This window comes from Hanstruepera ponticola, from assembly GCF_012931685.1.
GTDB classification, from domain to species: domain Bacteria; phylum Bacteroidota; class Bacteroidia; order Flavobacteriales; family Flavobacteriaceae; genus Hanstruepera; species Hanstruepera ponticola.
In genome coordinates this window covers 242610-260600 of record NZ_JABANC010000003.1, presented here as the reverse complement: position 1 = coordinate 260600, position 17991 = coordinate 242610, and the positions used below count along the sequence as shown (strand labels likewise).

Annotated in this window: 15 protein-coding genes; 7 read left to right on the top strand and 8 right to left on the bottom strand. The window is 33.3% G+C overall.

All coding sequences use genetic code 11. From position 1 onward, the window contains the following. The 3 genes from murJ to HGK31_RS09980 are packed head-to-tail and all read right to left on the bottom strand — an operon-like array spanning window position 1 to window position 3400. Window positions 1-1341, bottom strand: a complete 1341-nt coding sequence (gene murJ / locus HGK31_RS09990; RefSeq protein ID WP_233451065.1) for a murein biosynthesis integral membrane protein MurJ — start codon at window positions 1339-1341, stop codon at window positions 1-3. Continuing rightward, window positions 1342-2307, bottom strand: a complete 966-nt coding sequence (locus tag HGK31_RS09985) for a glycosyltransferase family 2 protein (protein WP_191859616.1) — start codon at window positions 2305-2307, stop codon at window positions 1342-1344. A gap of 1 nt (window position 2308) precedes the next feature. Then, window positions 2309-3400 (bottom strand): glycosyltransferase family 4 protein, encoded by a 1092-nt coding sequence (locus HGK31_RS09980; protein WP_191859615.1) that lies wholly within the window; start codon window positions 3398-3400, stop codon window positions 2309-2311. A gap of 442 nt (window positions 3401-3842) precedes the next feature. Between HGK31_RS09980 and HGK31_RS09975 the strand changes: the two genes are divergently transcribed. After that, window positions 3843-7298 (top strand): T9SS type A sorting domain-containing protein, encoded by a 3456-nt coding sequence (locus HGK31_RS09975; RefSeq protein WP_191859614.1) that lies wholly within the window; start codon window positions 3843-3845, stop codon window positions 7296-7298. Between the two features lie 69 nt (window positions 7299-7367). Here the strand turns inward: HGK31_RS09975 and HGK31_RS09970 are convergent, their stop codons facing one another. From HGK31_RS09970 to porX, 5 genes are all read right to left on the bottom strand, one after another. After that, on the bottom strand, window positions 7368-7739 hold the full coding sequence (locus HGK31_RS09970; RefSeq protein ID WP_191859613.1) for a hypothetical protein: 372 nt from the start codon (window positions 7737-7739) through the stop codon (window positions 7368-7370). 27 nt (window positions 7740-7766) lie between these two features. Continuing rightward, window positions 7767-8966, bottom strand: a complete 1200-nt coding sequence (locus tag HGK31_RS09965) for an alanine dehydrogenase (protein ID WP_191859612.1) — start codon at window positions 8964-8966, stop codon at window positions 7767-7769. A 66-nt stretch (window positions 8967-9032) separates the two neighbouring features. After that, window positions 9033-9584 (bottom strand): hypothetical protein, encoded by a 552-nt coding sequence (locus HGK31_RS09960; RefSeq protein ID WP_191859611.1) that lies wholly within the window; start codon window positions 9582-9584, stop codon window positions 9033-9035. 260 nt (window positions 9585-9844) lie between these two features. Next, a complete protein-coding gene (gene tsaE / locus HGK31_RS09955) occupies window positions 9845-10267 on the bottom strand; it encodes a tRNA (adenosine(37)-N6)-threonylcarbamoyltransferase complex ATPase subunit type 1 TsaE (protein WP_233451062.1) in 423 nt (140 codons plus the stop codon). Window positions 10268-10341: 74 nt separating this feature from the next. Further along, window positions 10342-11895: a T9SS response regulator signal transducer PorX gene (gene porX, locus HGK31_RS09950; RefSeq protein WP_191859610.1), complete on the bottom strand. Its 1554-nt coding sequence runs from the start codon at window positions 11893-11895 to the stop codon at window positions 10342-10344. 36 nt (window positions 11896-11931) lie between these two features. Between porX and HGK31_RS09945 the strand changes: the two genes are divergently transcribed. The 6 genes from HGK31_RS09945 (at window position 11932) to HGK31_RS09920 (ending at window position 17991) form a co-directional block, all read left to right on the top strand. Further along, window positions 11932-13161: an HD domain-containing protein gene (locus tag HGK31_RS09945; RefSeq protein ID WP_191859609.1), complete on the top strand. Its 1230-nt coding sequence runs from the start codon at window positions 11932-11934 to the stop codon at window positions 13159-13161. Between the two features lie 25 nt (window positions 13162-13186). Beyond that, complete coding sequence (gene lpxD / locus HGK31_RS09940; RefSeq protein WP_191859608.1) at window positions 13187-14215, top strand: UDP-3-O-(3-hydroxymyristoyl)glucosamine N-acyltransferase; 1029 nt, start codon at window positions 13187-13189, stop codon at window positions 14213-14215. Next, on the top strand, window positions 14202-15608 hold the full coding sequence (locus HGK31_RS09935; protein WP_191859607.1) for a bifunctional UDP-3-O-[3-hydroxymyristoyl] N-acetylglucosamine deacetylase/3-hydroxyacyl-ACP dehydratase: 1407 nt from the start codon (window positions 14202-14204) through the stop codon (window positions 15606-15608). Before lpxD ends, HGK31_RS09935 begins: the two co-directional genes overlap by 14 nt. 93 nt (window positions 15609-15701) lie before the next feature. Then, window positions 15702-16487, top strand: coding sequence for an acyl-ACP--UDP-N-acetylglucosamine O-acyltransferase (lpxA, locus tag HGK31_RS09930; protein WP_104733720.1), 786 nt, complete (start codon window positions 15702-15704; stop codon window positions 16485-16487). A gap of 3 nt (window positions 16488-16490) precedes the next feature. Next, on the top strand, window positions 16491-17057 hold the full coding sequence (gene efp / locus HGK31_RS09925) for an elongation factor P (RefSeq protein WP_104733721.1): 567 nt from the start codon (window positions 16491-16493) through the stop codon (window positions 17055-17057). 1 nt (window position 17058) lies between these two features. After that, window positions 17059-17991, top strand: coding sequence for a UDP-3-O-(3-hydroxymyristoyl)glucosamine N-acyltransferase (locus HGK31_RS09920; RefSeq protein WP_191859606.1), 933 nt, complete (start codon window positions 17059-17061; stop codon window positions 17989-17991).

Sequence of the window (17991 nt, the reverse complement as noted above, 5' to 3'; positions counted from 1 at the left end):
TTAAGTCACTTTCAGAGTTTGCTGTTTTTTGGCATATTGAATAAAAATAAGAACTTTTATTATTTGCACGACTGTAGTACACAAAGCAATTCCAATGACACCATATAGTTTCATGAAAATATAATCCAGTATTAGATTAAGTATCATAGTTCCAAATGATACATAGGCTAAAAAAGCATTTTTATTAATACTTGTTAAAAACCTTACAATTGCATCACCACAAATAGTGAAAGGAATACTAATAAGAAAAATCATTTGGATATTGGCAACCAGAGCGGTATCGTCTGCTTTAAATTCATTTCTTTCAAATAATAATGATATAATTTGTGTTGAAAAAATAATAAGCGGAATAACAATAATGACCAAGGAAATAAATAATATCTTCAAAATGGTTGTTAGTCTCTTAAAAGCTAGCGCTCTATTATCAAAATTGAGGTTTGAAAAGTAGGGTAGAAGAACACTTCCCAATGCCATGATAATTATTGACGAAAAAAAAGCTGGAATCTTCATACCGTAATTTAAAGCTGCTATTGAACCAATAGCCAAGGTCGCAGCAAAATACTGATCGGTTACAGGTATAAGTCCAGTTAAAAAGCCAGATGATATTCTAGCTGGTAATTGATTGAACATCATTTTTACATTTTTATTCTTAAAGTCAACCTTTTTTAGTTTAATAATTTTTTTATAAGAGCATACAGTAACCAAGAGTAGTAATTCTAATGAACAACCTATTAGCATTCCTACAGCCAATACCTTGTCTTGTAATTCGTCTTTAAAGAATATAAGACAAACCAACATGGAGATACTTGTTAATATAGGATGGATTGAAGCAAATTTAAACTCGTTGTAAATATTGAGTAATCCGCCTAATAATGCACAAAAACCCCATATTACTATGCATGGTGCCAGATAATAAAATTGTGTTTTAATGAGTTGATAGTAAGTTTCTGAATGTCCTGCAAAAAAAGTATCTAAAAAAACATCAGTAAATAAAAAAGCAATACCGGTTAATACAATTCCTGTTATGAAGGTTATAAAAAAACTAGTCGATTGTATTGTGCCAACATTATTACCACCTTTTAATTCAGCTACATAGTTGGGTATAAAGACAGATTTGAATGCAATTAAAAAAACTTGATTAATAAATCCAGGTAGTAACAATGCAATAAAAAATGTATCTAATAATTCTGAAAGACCAATGTTGGAAGCTATTACAACCTCTTTGTAGAACCCAAAACCCTTAACAAGAACAGTTATTAATGCTACGGTAGTAATATTTACAACCAGAGAACTTTTGTAAGTCTTGCGAATTATGGCTTTTATGTCCTTAAGTTTTATCAATTATGATAATGGTTTAGCTGTGATTAGTCTTCTGAATGGCCAACATATGTTAAATATCATTTTCAAAAATTTACTATCAATAGCATTTGTGTATTCAGTTCTTTTAAAATTTAAATATTTAGATGCTAGTAAGAGTAAGTATACTTGTTTCAAAAATAACGTTGGATTTTTGAGAAGGTATTGTTTATAAAACCAATTGGCATTTGCCAGTGAGTAAATTGCTAGTCCGAGCGCATTATTTTTAATTTGTCCAGAAGAAATATTGTTTTCAGTATCTATATAATATATGCGAAGTATATCATTAAAATAAAGGGTTTTGTAATTTTCTTTAGAGAATAAATTCCATATAACGCCTTCTGGTATATAACCTTTGGCGAACATAAATTCATTGATAGACACACCTTTTAAGATGTCGGTCTTTGTTAATCCCCATTTTTCAGATTTGTATCTATCTATCACCATATTCCCAAATGTTGAACTGTAATATAAATCAGTATCAAATTTTTCACCAACCAAATTACCAAATTGATCCTTACAAAGACAGGTAAGGCTGCAAACGGAATCTTTACGTTCATCCGGAATAGCATCATAAGTTTTTTTGAAGATTTCTAGAGCATTTTCGGTACATTCATCATCTGAATCAAAAGTTAGGAAAAATTCACCTTTAGCTAAACTCACACCTTGTAGTAGACAAGCCATCTTGTGTTTGTTTTCTAAATTGTTTATGTATCGAACAGGAAAATTACAAGTGCTTATTAACTCTTCAATGACATTATTTGAATTATCAGATGAGCCATCGTTAATAATTAATAATTCAAAATCTCTAAAAGTTTGTTTTTCTAACGAATCAAAAACTCTTTTTATGGTGTCAGCTCGATTATATACAGGAGTAAAAACCGTAAAAGTGTAATCATACGTTCCGGGTTTTTGTTTTGAATATGTAGGTAAAAGTGATTTTAAATTCATTTTAATTAAGTAGGTTATTAATTAATTGTTCCCATTGTAGTGAGATGTTTTCAATTTTAAATTTATCAGTGTCATTCATAGCTGCCTTACCCATTTTTTCTCTTATTGGAGAATTCGACATCAACAAACGTAACTTGTCTTCTAACGCTTTTTGATTTTCAGATGGGATTAAAAAACCATTTTCTTCATTTGTTATTAAATCGGAAGGACCTGAAGGACAATCGGTAGCTATTGAAGCTAGCCCAAAATACATGGCTTCTGTCAACGCATTTGGAAATCCTTCATATCGCGATGTAAAAGCAAATATTTTAGACTTATTATAGTAATCTGATACATCTTCGACATTACCAGTTAATATGACTTTGTCTGCTGTTTCTAATTCGTTTATTAAACGCTTATAGTTTGCCAATTCCTTTCCATCACCTACTATAATCAATTTCCAATCTATTGGGTTTATATTTGAGAAAGCCCTAATTAACATGTCTTGATTTTTTTGATAATTCAATCTGCCAACGTTAAGAATAATATTTTCTTTATTGGTGATATCACGCTTACTTATTAATTCAGGATTTAATGGGTTCAGAATAATTTGCATGTTTTTTTCTTTGATAAACCTAGAGAAATAATCAGCAATATCTTGCGTTTGAATAACAAGTTTATCAGCAAAGGGATAGAGGTGTCTTCTTACTGAAAACCAAACTTTAGAAGCTTCGGTATATTTAGGATGAACGCGTTCACTGATTATGCTTCGAATACCAGAATATTTAGCTGCAATAACAGCATAGATGTTTGGTGTCGTCATGAAGCCTATTAAAAGTCTAATGTTATTTGATTTAATAATTTTAATGATTGTTCTTATAAATTTTAAATGCGATGTAATAGAATGCTTTAGGCTATATACTGCCTGGTATTCATCACCGCAGTATATTATGTTAATATCTGGATTTAGTTTAAAGAAAATGGGGCTTTTATAAAGTACAATTATTGTAACATCATAAGTAATCACTAGGCTATTGGCTAAAGTAGCTACTACGCGTTCAGCACCACCAGCTTCAAGACTCGGAATTAAAAAAGCGATTTTACTTTTTTTCAAAAGAAACAAATTTTATTAAAATCTTATTACAATCAGTTCTATGCATTAAAAGTAGATATTTTTTGTTTCTGTACCTGATTCTATTTCTGTTATTAGACTAAATACCATATTTAATATATTAAAGGTATTTGTAGTACTTTTTCTATTAAATTTTAAGTGATAACTATTTTGTTTATAAGGTGTTGATATCTTATTATGTTAAAATCTTTCTAAAGGACATCCAAAACTAAATAGTGACCGTATATTTGGCAACTCTTGTATTTCCGAGAACAGCTATTAATTCAATTTTTATCGATAAAGTGTAATAAAATGACTTCAAAACGCATGTTTTGTAGTATTTATTTTACAAAAAATATGCATTTCATCGAAAACAAACCATTTATTTAACAGAACAAAAACTGATATATATAGTTTAGCCTGAGTTAATAGCAAATAGCCCCAAATGAAGAATTTTTATCCCAACGGGAAATTCCTGGCTTTCAGGAATTTCATAATTATCACATGTATTTCTTGTGGTATTTTATCGACGAACGGTCAGAATTATCCGACACAAGAACAATTGCCAAATGTAGATTATCAAAATTATCAGGCACCTGCTACAGCGATGCCCGATTATTTAGAGCCTTTTACTGAAGGTTTATCTGGTAGTATTGTGAGGAGAATTGGAGACAGAAATGTTTTTGGAACCAGTTCTAATAGAATACGTCATAACTATTCAAAAGACCAAACATGGAATTCAGACGAAACATTAATAAAGTTGTCTGGACATCCTGCTGCTATTTTAGATGCAGAAACCTATGAGTTTTTGTATTGGGCAAATATTCCTGGTTATGGACGTTGGAGTCATACAGAGCCTCATATTATGTATGGTTCTAGTAGTAATAGTTTTCAATCATTTGATGTTACAACCAATCAAAGAACAACCTTAAGGACTTTTACTGAATACTCAAATATTGATTTTGGATATGGTGAAGGTAACCAGTCAAATGACGATAGATATGTAGGACTTATTGGCACTAGCGGAAGTACTAAAACAGTTTTTGTATATGATATTCAAAACGACGTGGTTACTGGTTCTATGGTTATTCCTGGTGGTGACTTGGATTGGTTTTCAGTTTCACAATCTGGACAATATGCTGTTTTATGCTGGCGTACAGATGGTTCAGGTCCAAATCAGGGATTAAAAACTTATGATATAAACATGCAAAACGAAATACACATTGCCGATACAACACCTCATGGTGATTTAGGTTATGATGCTTATGGTAATGAAGTATTTGTTGGTTATGGTGACCAAGCTCAATGGGATGCAGGTTACAGTATGTACATGGCTAGATTGGATGGTGGAGGAATAACCAATTTATTTCCATACATAAATGGTCGTGGCATTTGGGGTGGTCATGTGAGCTGTAGAAACATTGATAGACCAGGTTGGGCTTATGTAAGTGAGCAATGCTGTTCTTCAAATCCAGTAGCTCCGAGAGAAATTTTTGCTATAAAACTTGATAATTCAGGAACTATTGAGCGTTATGCTAAACACCATTCGGCACCAACAGGTTATCTACATGAAACACAAGTAGTGCCAAATAGAAATGGTACCAAAATGATATTTGCTAGTAACTGGAATGATCCAACACAGACTAACCAAACTAGCGCACCAGCTTTTGTTTTAGAATTTCCACAGGGAAACGTTGGAATGACCGTTAATGCAGGAAATGACATTACTATTTGCGAAGGTGAATCCACTAACCTTACTGCCTACGGTACAGGAGGAAATAATTTTTCTTGGGATACTGGTGAAAGCTCACAAAATATTGAAGTTAGTCCTAATGAAACAACAACTTATACGGTAACATTATCTGATGACACTGGAAATAGTGTTTCTGATACGGTGACAGTTACTGTTAATCCACTACCAACTGCCAATGCAGGTGAAGATGTAACAATAAATGAAGGTGAAAGCACAACTTTAACAGCTTCTGGAGGAACCAATTATTCTTGGAGCACAAACGATAATACTCAAAGCATTGTTGTAAGCCCGACAGAAACGACTACTTATACTGTCTCGGTTATTCAAAATGGTTGTAGTACCGAAGATACCGTTACGGTAACTGTGATACCGACTCCCATAGAAGCTGATGCAGGCCAAGACGTTACTATTTGTGATAATGATAGCGTGGTATTAACTGCATCAGGAGGATCAGATTATGTGTGGAGTACAGGTGAAACTTCACAAAGCATAACGGTCAGTCCAAGCGAAACGACAATTTATACAGTTACAGTTACTGAAGGTGAACAAACAGATAGTGATTCTGTTACGGTAACGGTCAATCCATTACCAACTGCCAATGCTGGAAATGATATAACTATAAATGAAGGTGAGAGTACCACCTTAACAGCATCAGGAGGAGATTCTTATGAATGGAGTACAGGTGCAACGTCTCAAAGCATTACGGTCAACCCAAGTGAAACAACTACGTACACTGTAACAGTTAGTTCTAACAACTGTTCTAGTAGTGATTCTGTTACGGTAACAGTAGAGCCGAGTGTAACTGTTGTTGCCAATGCAGGTCAAGATGTTTCCATATGTGAAAATGAAAGTACAGTTTTAACGGCATCAGGAGGAGGTTCTTATGAATGGAGTACAGGAGAAACCACTCAAAGCATTACAGTTAGCCCAAATAGTACGACTACTTATTCGGTAACGGTAAGTGAGGGTACAGTTTCAGACAGTGATTCTGTTACAGTAACAGTAAATTCAATACCAACTGCCAATGCTGGAAATGATATAACTATAAATGAAGGTGAGAGTACCACCTTAACAGCATCAGGAGGAGATTCTTATGAATGGAGTACAGGTGCAACGTCTCAAAGCATTACGGTCAACCCAAGTGAAACAACTACGTACACTGTAACAGTTAGTTCTAACAACTGTTCTAGTAGTGATTCTGTTACGGTAACAGTAGAGCCGAGTGTAACTGTTGTTGCCAATGCAGGTCAAGATGTTTCCATATGTGAAAATGAAAGTACAGTTTTAACGGCATCAGGAGGAGGTTCTTATGAATGGAGTACAGGAGAAACCACTCAAAGCATTACAGTTAGCCCAAATAGTACAACCACTTATTCGGTAACGGTAAGTGAGGGTACAGTTTCAGATAGTGATTCTGTTACAGTAACAGTAAACCCAATACCAACTGCCAACGCTGGTAGTGATGTGACTATTGAAAATGGAGCATCCGTAACTCTAACGGCATCAGGAGGTTCTGGATATGTTTGGAGTAATGGCAGTACAAATCAAAGTATTGTAGTTAGTCCTAACCAAACATCGAGTTATTCTGTAACAGTACATTCAAATGGATGTTCTTCTACTGATGAGGTTTGGGTAAATGTTGTTGAACCAGTAAATGCCTCTGCCGGATCCAATGCTGAAATTTGTATGGGTGAAACGGTTACGTTAACGGCTTCAGGTGGTTTAAGTTATGAATGGAACACAGGTGATATGACCGAAAGTATTACAGTTTCACCTGAAGAAACTTCAATTTATACTGTAACTGTTTCAAATGGAATATCATCTGAAATTGCAACTGTTGAAGTCATGGTGAATAACTGTGAAACTAATGAAGACGTAATTGAAGAAGAAAGCAATTTGAATACAGGAATTAATGTATATCCTAATCCTGCGCAAAGTCAAGTAAATGTTAAAATGACAGATTTTACTGGTGTCGCTAGTTTGCAATTATTTGATATGGCAGGTAGAATGCTTATTAATAAAGCTATACAGCCAAGCTCACAGCCAATCATTAATAATTTAAATGTTAGTAATTTACCAAGAGGTATTTATATAGTATCAGTAACTCAAAGTGGCAAAAGTTTCACTAAACGCTTAATACTAAATTAATTTTCCCACTTTTAGTTGTGAAAAAGACCTGAATTTCAGGTCTTTTTCATTTATAAGTATTTACAGAAATCATTTCCAGACTATTTCTTTAATAGTAACAATACTATCGCAGTTTTCAATTTTTAGATCCATTTTGGATTCTGACAAGGTGTTCTCTAAATAATAAATACCACATGGTTCTTTTCTTGTATCACTATCCAAAAAACGAATATTTGCATGTTTAAGAATGTTGATGATATTTAGCGAATCCATTTTTTTAGCCATAAGGGAATTATAAATATCTTCGGGTATTTTTAGTTCTTTGGAATTGATGTTTTTTAGCACACGAGCTTCAGGGCCATAATCACAAGATACTTTTTTGCCATTTAAAAAAAATGCTAAAATAATAAGTCCTATAGAGAAGCCTCCTAGGTAATAACCAACACGATGTAGTAATTTCACGTATTTAAATTTGAAGTTTTACTTTATTTAAAATATCAGCAAATTAATATCGCTGTGTTTTAAATCAAACCATTCACCAACAGATTTGTTGGTTAGAATGCCGTGGTAAAAGTACAACCCATTTTTCAAACCTCTATCAAAACGTAAGGAATTTTCTAAACCACCTTCTTCACCAATTTTTAAAAGATAGGGTGTGAAAATATTACTGATTGATATAGAAGCAGAACGTGAGTAACGTGCAGGAATATTAGGTACACAATAATGCGTAACCCCATGCTTAACAAAAGTTGGGTTTTTATGTGTTGTTACCTCACTGGTTTCAAAGCAACCTCCCATATCAATACTAACGTCAATAATAACTGCACCAGATTTCATGTTTTCAACCATAGTTTCAGCAACAAGAACTGGTGCTCTGTTTTTTCCGCGAACAGCACCTATGGCAACATCACAGCGTTTAAGAGCTTTAGATAAATTCTTGGGTTGTAAGGTTGATGTAAAAATGGTTCTGCCCAAATTTGTTTGGATGCATCGAAGTTTGGTAATAGAATTATCAAACACTTTTACATTAGCTCCTAAACCAATAGCGCCTCTAGCTGCAAATTCTCCAACTGTTCCTGCTCCTAAAATAACAACTTCAATAGGCGGAACACCACTAATGTTTCCAAACATGAGACCGTTACCATTATTAACATTGCTTAATAATTCAGAAGCAATTAAAACGGAGGCTGTTCCTGCAATTTCACTTAAGGATCTGACTGCTGGATAGGCACCATCTTCATCACGAATAAACTCAAATGCTAAAGCCGTTACGCGTTTGGATGCAAGTGCTTCAAAATATTTTTTTGTTTGGGTTTTTAATTGAAGAGCAGAAATTAAAATAGTCTGCGGATTAATCAGTTTTATTTGCTCTAGAGTAGGCGGTTCAACTTTCAAAATAATAGGACAACTGTAAACTTTTGCAGCATCTTTTGTGATTTCAGCACCTGCCTCACTATAATCCTTGTCACTAAAATTGGCGCCTTTGCCAGCACCTGATTCCATAAGTATTCTGTGTCCATTGGTTACTAAAGCAGAAACAGCGTCTGGTGTTAAACACACACGCTTTTCTTGAAAAGCTGTTTCTTTGGGAATACCAATGAACAGATCTCCTTTTTGTTTTAAAATTTCAAGTGTTTCCTCTTGTGGCAGTAATTGCTGCTTGGTAAAAGGTGATAAGGATTTAGACATACTTTGACTAGTTGTTGGTAACGGAAAGTCAAATTACGAATTAATTTTTTAAAGATTAAGTTGTTTTTAAAAATACTGCTTAATTCTTCCCCAAAGGGTTGTGGGTTTAATTTTAAATTCTTCTTCAAGCTCTTCCATAGATTTATTTACAGTATTTAATTTATCAAACATTTTAGCTCTTATTAAATAAATAGAAGGCACCATAACCGCCATTATAGGAACTAAATAGATTAATTGAAACTCATCTACTATACCCGTGTCGGAAGTAATGAAAGATATAATTTGATAAGAATACATAATTATCGGAACTAACAGCACATGGTACCACCAATGACGACAAGTAAAGAACCAAATGAATAATAGTAATAAAGGAATTAGCTTGCCTGAAAGTGTCCATGCAACAACATAGGCACTTTCATATACTTTACTATCATATGTAAACAAAAAAGTGTCCCAAACTTGTGTGTCTGGAACACCTTCGTATAAATAAAATAAATAAGGTATCAAAGCTATTATAGTAGCAATTATACTACCACTTAAGATAACTTTATTTATTTTCTTATCCGTTCGCAGGAACTTTAATTCTTTTTCCTTCGATTTTTGTTGTTTGTTGTCCATCTAAATCAATGATGTTAGTTGCTTGAACTGTAAACAACATACCGCCAAAAATTGCGATTGCTAATACATACTTTTTTGCTTTCATTATATTAAGGGATTAATTAATTAATAACCCAAATGTATATATGAAGTATGTATGAAAGTAGGTCGAAATGTTAAAAAAATGTTAAAATCAACATTTTTTGATTTTTTCGTTACGGTAAAACCGTAAAACGCGACAATTTAGGGCAATTTGTTGTTTTCAATCTTATAATAAATCACTATTTAAGCGTTAATATTCGTTTGTTTTGTTCTGATATTGATAACTCAATAATATCATATTCAACATCTAAATGATTCTTTATCAATTCTGGCCATTCAATAAATAACCAGCCTTCAGTTTGCAAATAATCTTCAATTCCAAAATCATAAGCCTCTTCAATAGATTTTAAGCGATATAAATCAAAATGATAAATCACATTATCACTCAAACTATATTCGTTGACAATAGAATAGGTTGGGCTACTTACATCATCATCACTTCCTAGAGCCTCAATTAAAGCTTTAATTAATGTTGTTTTACCAGTTCCCATGTTTCCGTAAAATAAAATGGTTTTTGATTTTACAGATTTAAGAACTTGATTAGCAACAGCATTTAACTCATTTAAACTATATGCTATAGTCAAATCACATCTTGTTTGCATGCAATATTAAGTATAAAAATTGAAAAAAACTAATAAAAAGTGTATTTCGTCGGATTTTTTTGCATTACACGGAGTTATTTAGGGCTTAAAACAGCAAATGGAATAATCATTTCTTCCAACGAAACGCCACCATGTTGGTATGTGTTTCTGTAATAACTTACGTAATGATTATAGTTATTTGGATAAGCAAAAAACAAATCATTTTTAGCAAAAATAAATGAACTACTCATGGTAATTGATGGCAGATGTATGGTTTTTGGGTCTTTTGCCACTAAAACCTCTTTGTCTTCATAAGTTAAAGAACGACCAGTTTTATATCGTAAGTTTAAACTAGTGTCTTTATCACCAATTACTTTTGACGGGTTTTTCACATTAATAGTACCATGATCTGTAGTCAAAATAAGTTTAAACCCTAATTGCTGTGCTTGTTGAATCATTTCAAGTAGTGGTGAGTTTTTAAACCAACTCTGTGTAAGTGAGCGATACGCCTTATCATTAGATGCTAATTCTTTAACCACGTCCATTTCAGTTTTGGAATGAGAAAGCATATCTACAAAATTATAAACCACAACAGTCAGGTCATTATCTTTTAGTCCTTTAAAATTATCAACTAATTTTTTACCGTTTTTTAAATTGGTTATTTTGTAGTATTCATGTTTTAAATGATTTAGTCCTAAACGTTTCATTTGAGCATCTAAAAATTCAGCTTCATGTAGGTTCTTGCCGCCTTCATCAGTGTCATTTTTCCATAAATCAGGATGCATTTTTTCCATATCAGCAGGCATTAATCCAGAAAATATGGCGTTTCTGGCATATTGTGTTGCCGTTGGTAGTATGCTGTAAAATGGTGCTTCTTTATCTTTCTTATAATAATTGTTTACAATAGGCTCAAAAGCTTTCCATTGGTCATAACGTAAATTATCAATTACAACCAGGAAAGTGGGTTGTTCTTTACTTAATTCTGGAACTATTCTATTTTTAAATAGTGTATGTGACATGGTAGGCGCATCAACATGTGGTTCAAACCAGCTTGGATAGTGCTTATCTATAAACTTACCAAATTGCGTATTGGCTTCGTTTTTCTGCGATTCAAGAATTTCAAACATGCCAGTATCTTCAATATCTTCCAATTGCATTTCCCAGTAAATAAGCCTTTGGTAAAGATTGGCCCACTCTTCAAAACTATTAACCATAGTTAAGTCCATAGCAATTTTTCTAAATTCCTGTTGGTAGTTTGACGTCGTTTTTTCAGAAACCAATCTAGAATGGTCTAAATTCTTTTTGAGGCTTAATAAAATCTGGTTTGGATTCACAGGTTTTATCAAATAGTCAGCTATTTTATTCCCAATAGCTTCCTCCATGATATATTCTTCCTCACTTTTAGTAATCATTACAACTGGAAGCGTATCACGTTTTTCTTTAATCTCATTTAGAGTTTCAAGACCTGTTAATCCAGGCATGTTTTCATCTAAAAAAACAATATCAAAGTTTTTATCGTCTAAAATCTCAATGGCTTCTGTACCACTTTTACAAGTGGTTACTTGATAGTTTTTTTGTTCTAAAAAAAGGATATGGGGTTTTAATAAATCAATTTCATCGTCAACCCAAAGAATATTTATATTGTTCATGTATATTTGTTTATATAATTAAAGTAATTAAGCAGCTTGATTTCAAAAAACAAACTTAAAATATTTAACGACCCAATTTACGGTTTTATTACTATACCTAATTCTACAATTTTTAATTTAATTGAGCATAGATATTTCCAGCGTCTTCGTCGCATTTCGCAAATGGGTATGTCATATTTAGTATATCCTGGGGCACATCATACGCGGTTTCACCATGCTTTAGGGTGCATGCATTTAATGCAAAAAGCTGTGCAAACACTTCGTTTTAAGGGAGTTGATATTTCAAAAGCCGAAGAAGAGGCTTTGTTTATTGCAATTTTACTTCATGATATTGGGCACGGTCCTTTTTCACATGCCATGGAGCATAGTATTGTAAATGGTATTAGTCATGAGGAAATTTCATTGCTTTTTATGGAAAACCTGAATGCTGAATTTAACGGAACTTTAACGCTAGCCATAGAAATTTTTAAGGGTAATTATAAAAGAAAGTTCCTTTGTCAATTAATTTCCAGTCAATTGGATATGGATCGGGCAGATTACCTAAAACGTGATAGTTTTTATACAGGCGTATCAGAAGGTAATATAAATACAGAGCGATTGATCACAATGCTAAACGTTGTGGATGACTCATTGGTTGTAGAGGAAAAAGGCATTTATAGTGTTGAGAAATTTTTGATTGCTAGACGTTTTATGTATTGGCAAGTCTATCTTCACAAAACAGGTTTGGTTGCGGAGCAATTACTTATTAGAATGTTGCAACGCGCTAAAGAACTTGTTTCAAATGGCGTTAAACTGCAATCGAGCAAAGCCTTGGATTATTTTCTTGAGAATGATGTGACACTAAAAGCATTTAATAATGAAGCCTTACAGTTATTTGCGCAATTGGATGATTATGACATTATTTCTGCTATGAAATCATGGCAATTCCATGATGATTTTGTGTTGCGTAATCTCTGTGAAATGATTATAAACAGGGATTTATTAAAGATAAAAATTAAGAAGAAACCCATAAAAAAAGATCGTAAGCATAGCCATGTTAAAGCGTTAGTAGAAAAGTATGATATATCAGAAATTGAAGCTAATTATTTTGTTTTTACAGGTGAGATATCAAATCAGGCATACGAACTAAATTCACAGAATATAAACATTTTATACAAGACTGGTAAAATTCAGGATATTGTTAAAGCTTCAGACCAACTTAACCTAAAAGCATTAACAAAACCAGTCACTAAATATTTTATATGCTATCCCAAAGATAAAATGTGACACATTTTTTCTATTTTTGCGCTTAATGAAATTCACAGCAGAACAAATAGCCGGTATTTTAGAAGGAGACATTGTAGGTAATTCTCAAGTTGAAGTTTCTAAACTATCTAAAATTGAGGAAGGTACAGAAGGTTCTTTAACCTTTTTAGCCAATCCAAAATATACACCATATATATATACCACCAAAGCATCTATTGCAATTGTAAATAAAAGCTTTGTGCCAGAACATGATATCAATTCTACTTTAATTAAAGTGGATGACGCCTATAAGTCTTTTTCTAAATTATTAGAATATTATAACCAGATAAAACTAAATAAATCTGGAATTGATCAACAGACTGTTGTTTCAGATTCTGCAAAGCTTGGAGAAAATATTTATTTAGGAGCTTTTACCTTTGTTGGTGATAATGTGAAAATAGGTGATAACGTAAAGATATTCCCAAATTGTTATATAGGCGACAACGTTACAATAAAGGATAATACTATCGTTTTTTCAGGCGCCAAGATTTATTCTGAATGTATTGTGGGTAGTAATTGTGTGATAAATTCTGGAGCCATAATTGGCGCTGATGGTTTTGGTTTCACACCAAATGAAGTAGGTGAGTATAGCAAGGTACCTCAAATAGGTAATGTTATCATCGAAGATTTTGTTGATATTGGAGCCGCAACAACAATTGATAGAGCCACATTAGGATCAACAATAATAAGAAGAGGCGTTAAATTGGATAATCAAATTCAAATTGCTCATAATGTTGAGATAGGAAAAAACACAGTTATTGCCGCTCAAACAGGAATTGCTGGATCTACTAAAATTGGTGAAAATTGTCAAATAGGTGGTCAAGTTGGTATTGTTGGTCACATAACAATTGGCAATAACGTAAAAATTCAAGCGCAATCAGGAATAGGTAGAAATGTAGCTGATAATGAAATGTTACAAGGTTCGCCTGCATTGGGCTATGGAGACTATAACAAATCTTATGTTTATTTTAAAAATCTTCCGAAAATTGTGAAGTCCATAAACGAAATAGAAAAGAAAGTAAATGGGAATAGTTAACACGAATATTAAGCAAAAAACCATCAAGAATGAGGTGTCCCTTAAAGGTGTTGGGTTGCATACAGGAAAGAATGTAACATTAACATTTAAGTCAGCGCCAGAAAATTCTGGTTTTGCTTTTAAAAGAATAGATCTTGAAGGATCACCATTAATAGAAGCAGATGCCAATTATGTTACTAATACACAACGTGGCACGTGTTTAGAAAAAAATGGTGTAACCATACAAACTTGTGAGCATGTTTTAGCAGCTTTAGTAGGTCTAGATATTGATAATGCTATTTTAGAAATTGATGCTTCCGAGCCACCAATTATGGATGGATCTTCAAAGTTTTTTGTTGAAGCTTTAGAGAAAGCAGGAGTAGTTGAACAAGAGGCAACTAGAGAGGTTTATGAGGTTACTGATGTTATTTCTTATACCGATGAGGAATCAGGAAGTGAAATCTTGGTTATGCCTTCCAGTGAGTATCAAATTACTACTATGGTCGATTTCGGAACTAAAGTATTAGGTACCCAAAATGCTTCTATAAAGCACATTTCAGAATTTAAAGATGAAATTTCGGACTCAAGAACGTTTAGCTTTCTACACGAAATTGAAATGCTTTTAGAACATGGCTTAATTAAAGGAGGTGATTTAAATAATGCTATTGTTTATGTTGATAAGGAATTGTCACCAGAGACCATGGACAAGTTGCGTGTTGCATTTAAAAAAGATAATATAGCCGTAAAACCTAACGGAATTCTAGATAATTTAACCTTGCATCATCCAAATGAGGCTGCAAGGCATAAATTGCTGGATGTTCTAGGTGATCTTGCGTTAATAAGAACACATTTAAAAGGTAAGATTATTGCCAACAAACCAGGACATTTTGTAAACACACAATTTGCAAAAAAAATGTCCAAAATCATCAAGAATGAAAGACGTAACAATGTTCCTAATATTGATTTAAATCAGGATCCATTAATGGATGTCAATCAAATTATGAATATGCTTCCGCATCGTCAACCATTTTTATTGATTGATAAAATTTTCGAATTAAGCGAGTCTCATGTCATTGGTATGAAAAACGTGACTATGAACGAACCTTTTTTTGCTGGTCACTTCCCAGGAGCACCAGTTATGCCTGGTGTTTTAATTGTTGAGGCTATGGCACAAACAGGTGGCATTTTAGTATTAAGTACTGTTCCTGATCCAGAAAACTATTTAACATTCTTCATGAAAATAGACAATGTTAAATTCAAACAAAAAGTAACTCCCGGTGACACTCTAATCTTTAAATGTGATTTAATTTCACCAATTCGTCGTGGTATTTGCCACATGCAAGGTTATGCTTATGCCAATGGAAAGCTTTGCGCTGAAGCCGAATTAATGGCACAAATTTCAAAAGTAAAATAATATGAACCGAGCCAATCCTTATATATTGAGTTATTCGGTTAATCTAATAGGCGAACACATTTTCTCCTATTTATCAAAAACAAAATTACGAAAATGAACCAACCATTAGCATACGTACATCCTGGAGCAAAAATCGCAAAAAATGTTGTGATTGAGCCTTTTACTACGATACATAATAATGTCGTGATAGGTGAAGGAACATGGATTGGAAGTAATGTCACTATTATGGAAGGTGCCAGAATTGGTAAAAATTGTAATATTTTTCCTGGTGCCGTAATTTCTGCTGTTCCTCAAGATTTGAAATACAATGATGAAGACACGACAGTTGAAATTGGAGATAATGTAACCATTAGAGAATGTGTTACAATCAATAGAGGGACTACAGATAAAATGAAAACTGTAATTGGAAACAATTGTTTGATTATGGCGTATTGTCATATTGCCCATGATTGTATTGTTGGTAATAATTGTATTTTCTCAAATAACAGTACGTTGGCAGGACATATTAATGTAGGTGACTATGTGGTTTTGGCAGGAATGACAGCTGTACACCAGTTTTGTTCAATTGGAAATCATGCTTTTGTAACAGGTGGTTCATTGGTGCGTAAAGATGTTCCTCCATTTGTAAAAGCTGCACGAGAACCATTATCATATGTTGGTATCAATTCAGTAGGATTGAGACGTCGTGGTTTTTCGACAGAAAAAATTAGAGAAATTCAGGATATATTTAGAATCTTATATCAAAAAAATTATAATAATACCCAAGCAGCTGAAATTATAGAAGCGGAAATGGAAGCAACTCCAGAGCGCGATGAAATTCTTCAGTTTATTAAAGATTCACAACGTGGTATTATGAAAGGATATTTTAAATCAAATTAATTTATGGCTAGTACTTCAGATATTAGAAACGGATTGTGCATTAGATACAACCATGATATTTTTAAAATAATTGAGTTTTTACACGTAAAACCTGGGAAAGGTCCAGCATTTGTAAGAACGAAACTTAAAAGTGTTACTACAGGAAAAGTTATCGATAACACCTTTTCTGCTGGTCACAAAATAGATGATGTTCGTGTTGAAACACATAAATTTCAATTTCTGTATCATGATGGTGAGTTTTATCATTTCATGAATCAGGAAGATTATACACAAATAAGATTGCTAGAAGCAGCTTTAGACAGACCTGATTTAATGAAAGAGGGTGAAGTTGTAACTATTCTTATTAATTCAGAAGACAACATGCCTCTTTCAGTAGAAATGCCAGCAAGTGTTATTCTTGAAGTCACTCATACAGAGCCTGGTGTGAAAGGGAACACAGCTACCAATGCAACAAAACCTGCAACAGTAGAAACAGGTGCTGAAGTAAACGTGCCACTTTTCATTAATGAAGGTGACAAGATTAAGGTAGAAACCGAAAAAGGTACGTACAAAGAACGTATTAAAGAATAAGGTGAAATTCCCAAGAAAACATACTTTAAAGGAAATAGCGAGTCTAATTAATGTGGATTATGTTGGTTCTGATGATTTTTCTGTGTTAGGTATGAATGAGATTCATGTGGTGGAGTCAGGAGATATTGTATTTGTAGATCATCCTAAATATTATGACAAAGCTTTAAATTCAGCAGCTACCATAGTTCTAATCAATAAAAAAGTTGAGTGTCCTGAAGGTAAAGCCTTATTAATCAGTGATGATCCTTTTCGTGATTTTAATAAATTAACTAATCACTTCAAACCTTTTCACTCTGCTAATGCTGCAATATCTGATACAGCAACTATTGGTGAGGGTACTATCATTCAACCAAACTGTTTTATTGGTAATAATGTCACCATAGGTAAGAACTGCATTATACATGCTAATACGAGCATTTATGATGACACTGTCATTGGTAATAATGTGGTTATTCATGCTGGTACGGTATTAGGCGCTAGTGCTTTTTATTACAAAAACCGCCCTGAAGGTTTTGATCAATTATTGTCTAGTGGTCGTGTGGTTATTAAAGACGACGTTCATATTGGTGCTTTGTGTACTATTGATAGAGGTGTAACTGCTGATACAACTATTGGAGAAGGCTCTAAACTTGACAATCAAATTCAAATAGGTCACGATACCGTAATAGGCAAAAAATGCTTGATTGCATCACAAACAGGAATTGCTGGTTGTGTGGTAGTCGAAGATGAAGTAACGCTTTGGGGGCAAGTGGGTGTGAAAAGCGGTATAACCATTGCTAAAGGAACAGTTTTATATGCTCAATCTGGTTTAGGCCATACTACAGAGGCTGGCAAAACCTATTTTGGTTCACCAGCAATGGATGCAAGAGAAAAATTCAAGGAAATGGCTTACATCAAACAAATCCCCGAAATTCTAAAAAAACTAAAAAAATAA

Coding starts and splice junctions, on each gene's coding strand:
- HGK31_RS09985 (WP_191859616.1), bottom strand. CDS start 2,307: ATGAATTTAAAATCACTTTTACCTACATATTCAAAACAAAAACCCGGA.
- HGK31_RS09975 (WP_191859614.1), top strand. CDS start 3,843: ATGAAGAATTTTTATCCCAACGGGAAATTCCTGGCTTTCAGGAATTTC.
- HGK31_RS09965 (WP_191859612.1), bottom strand. CDS start 8,966: ATGTCTAAATCCTTATCACCTTTTACCAAGCAGCAATTACTGCCACAA.
- HGK31_RS09960 (WP_191859611.1), bottom strand. CDS start 9,584: ATGGACAACAAACAACAAAAATCGAAGGAAAAAGAATTAAAGTTCCTG.
- tsaE (WP_233451062.1), bottom strand. CDS start 10,267: ATGCAAACAAGATGTGATTTGACTATAGCATATAGTTTAAATGAGTTA.
- porX (WP_191859610.1), bottom strand. CDS start 11,895: ATGAACAATATAAATATTCTTTGGGTTGACGATGAAATTGATTTATTA.
- lpxD (WP_191859608.1), top strand. CDS start 13,187: ATGAAATTCACAGCAGAACAAATAGCCGGTATTTTAGAAGGAGACATT.
- HGK31_RS09935 (WP_191859607.1), top strand. CDS start 14,202: ATGGGAATAGTTAACACGAATATTAAGCAAAAAACCATCAAGAATGAG.
- lpxA (WP_104733720.1), top strand. CDS start 15,702: ATGAACCAACCATTAGCATACGTACATCCTGGAGCAAAAATCGCAAAA.
- efp (WP_104733721.1), top strand. CDS start 16,491: ATGGCTAGTACTTCAGATATTAGAAACGGATTGTGCATTAGATACAAC.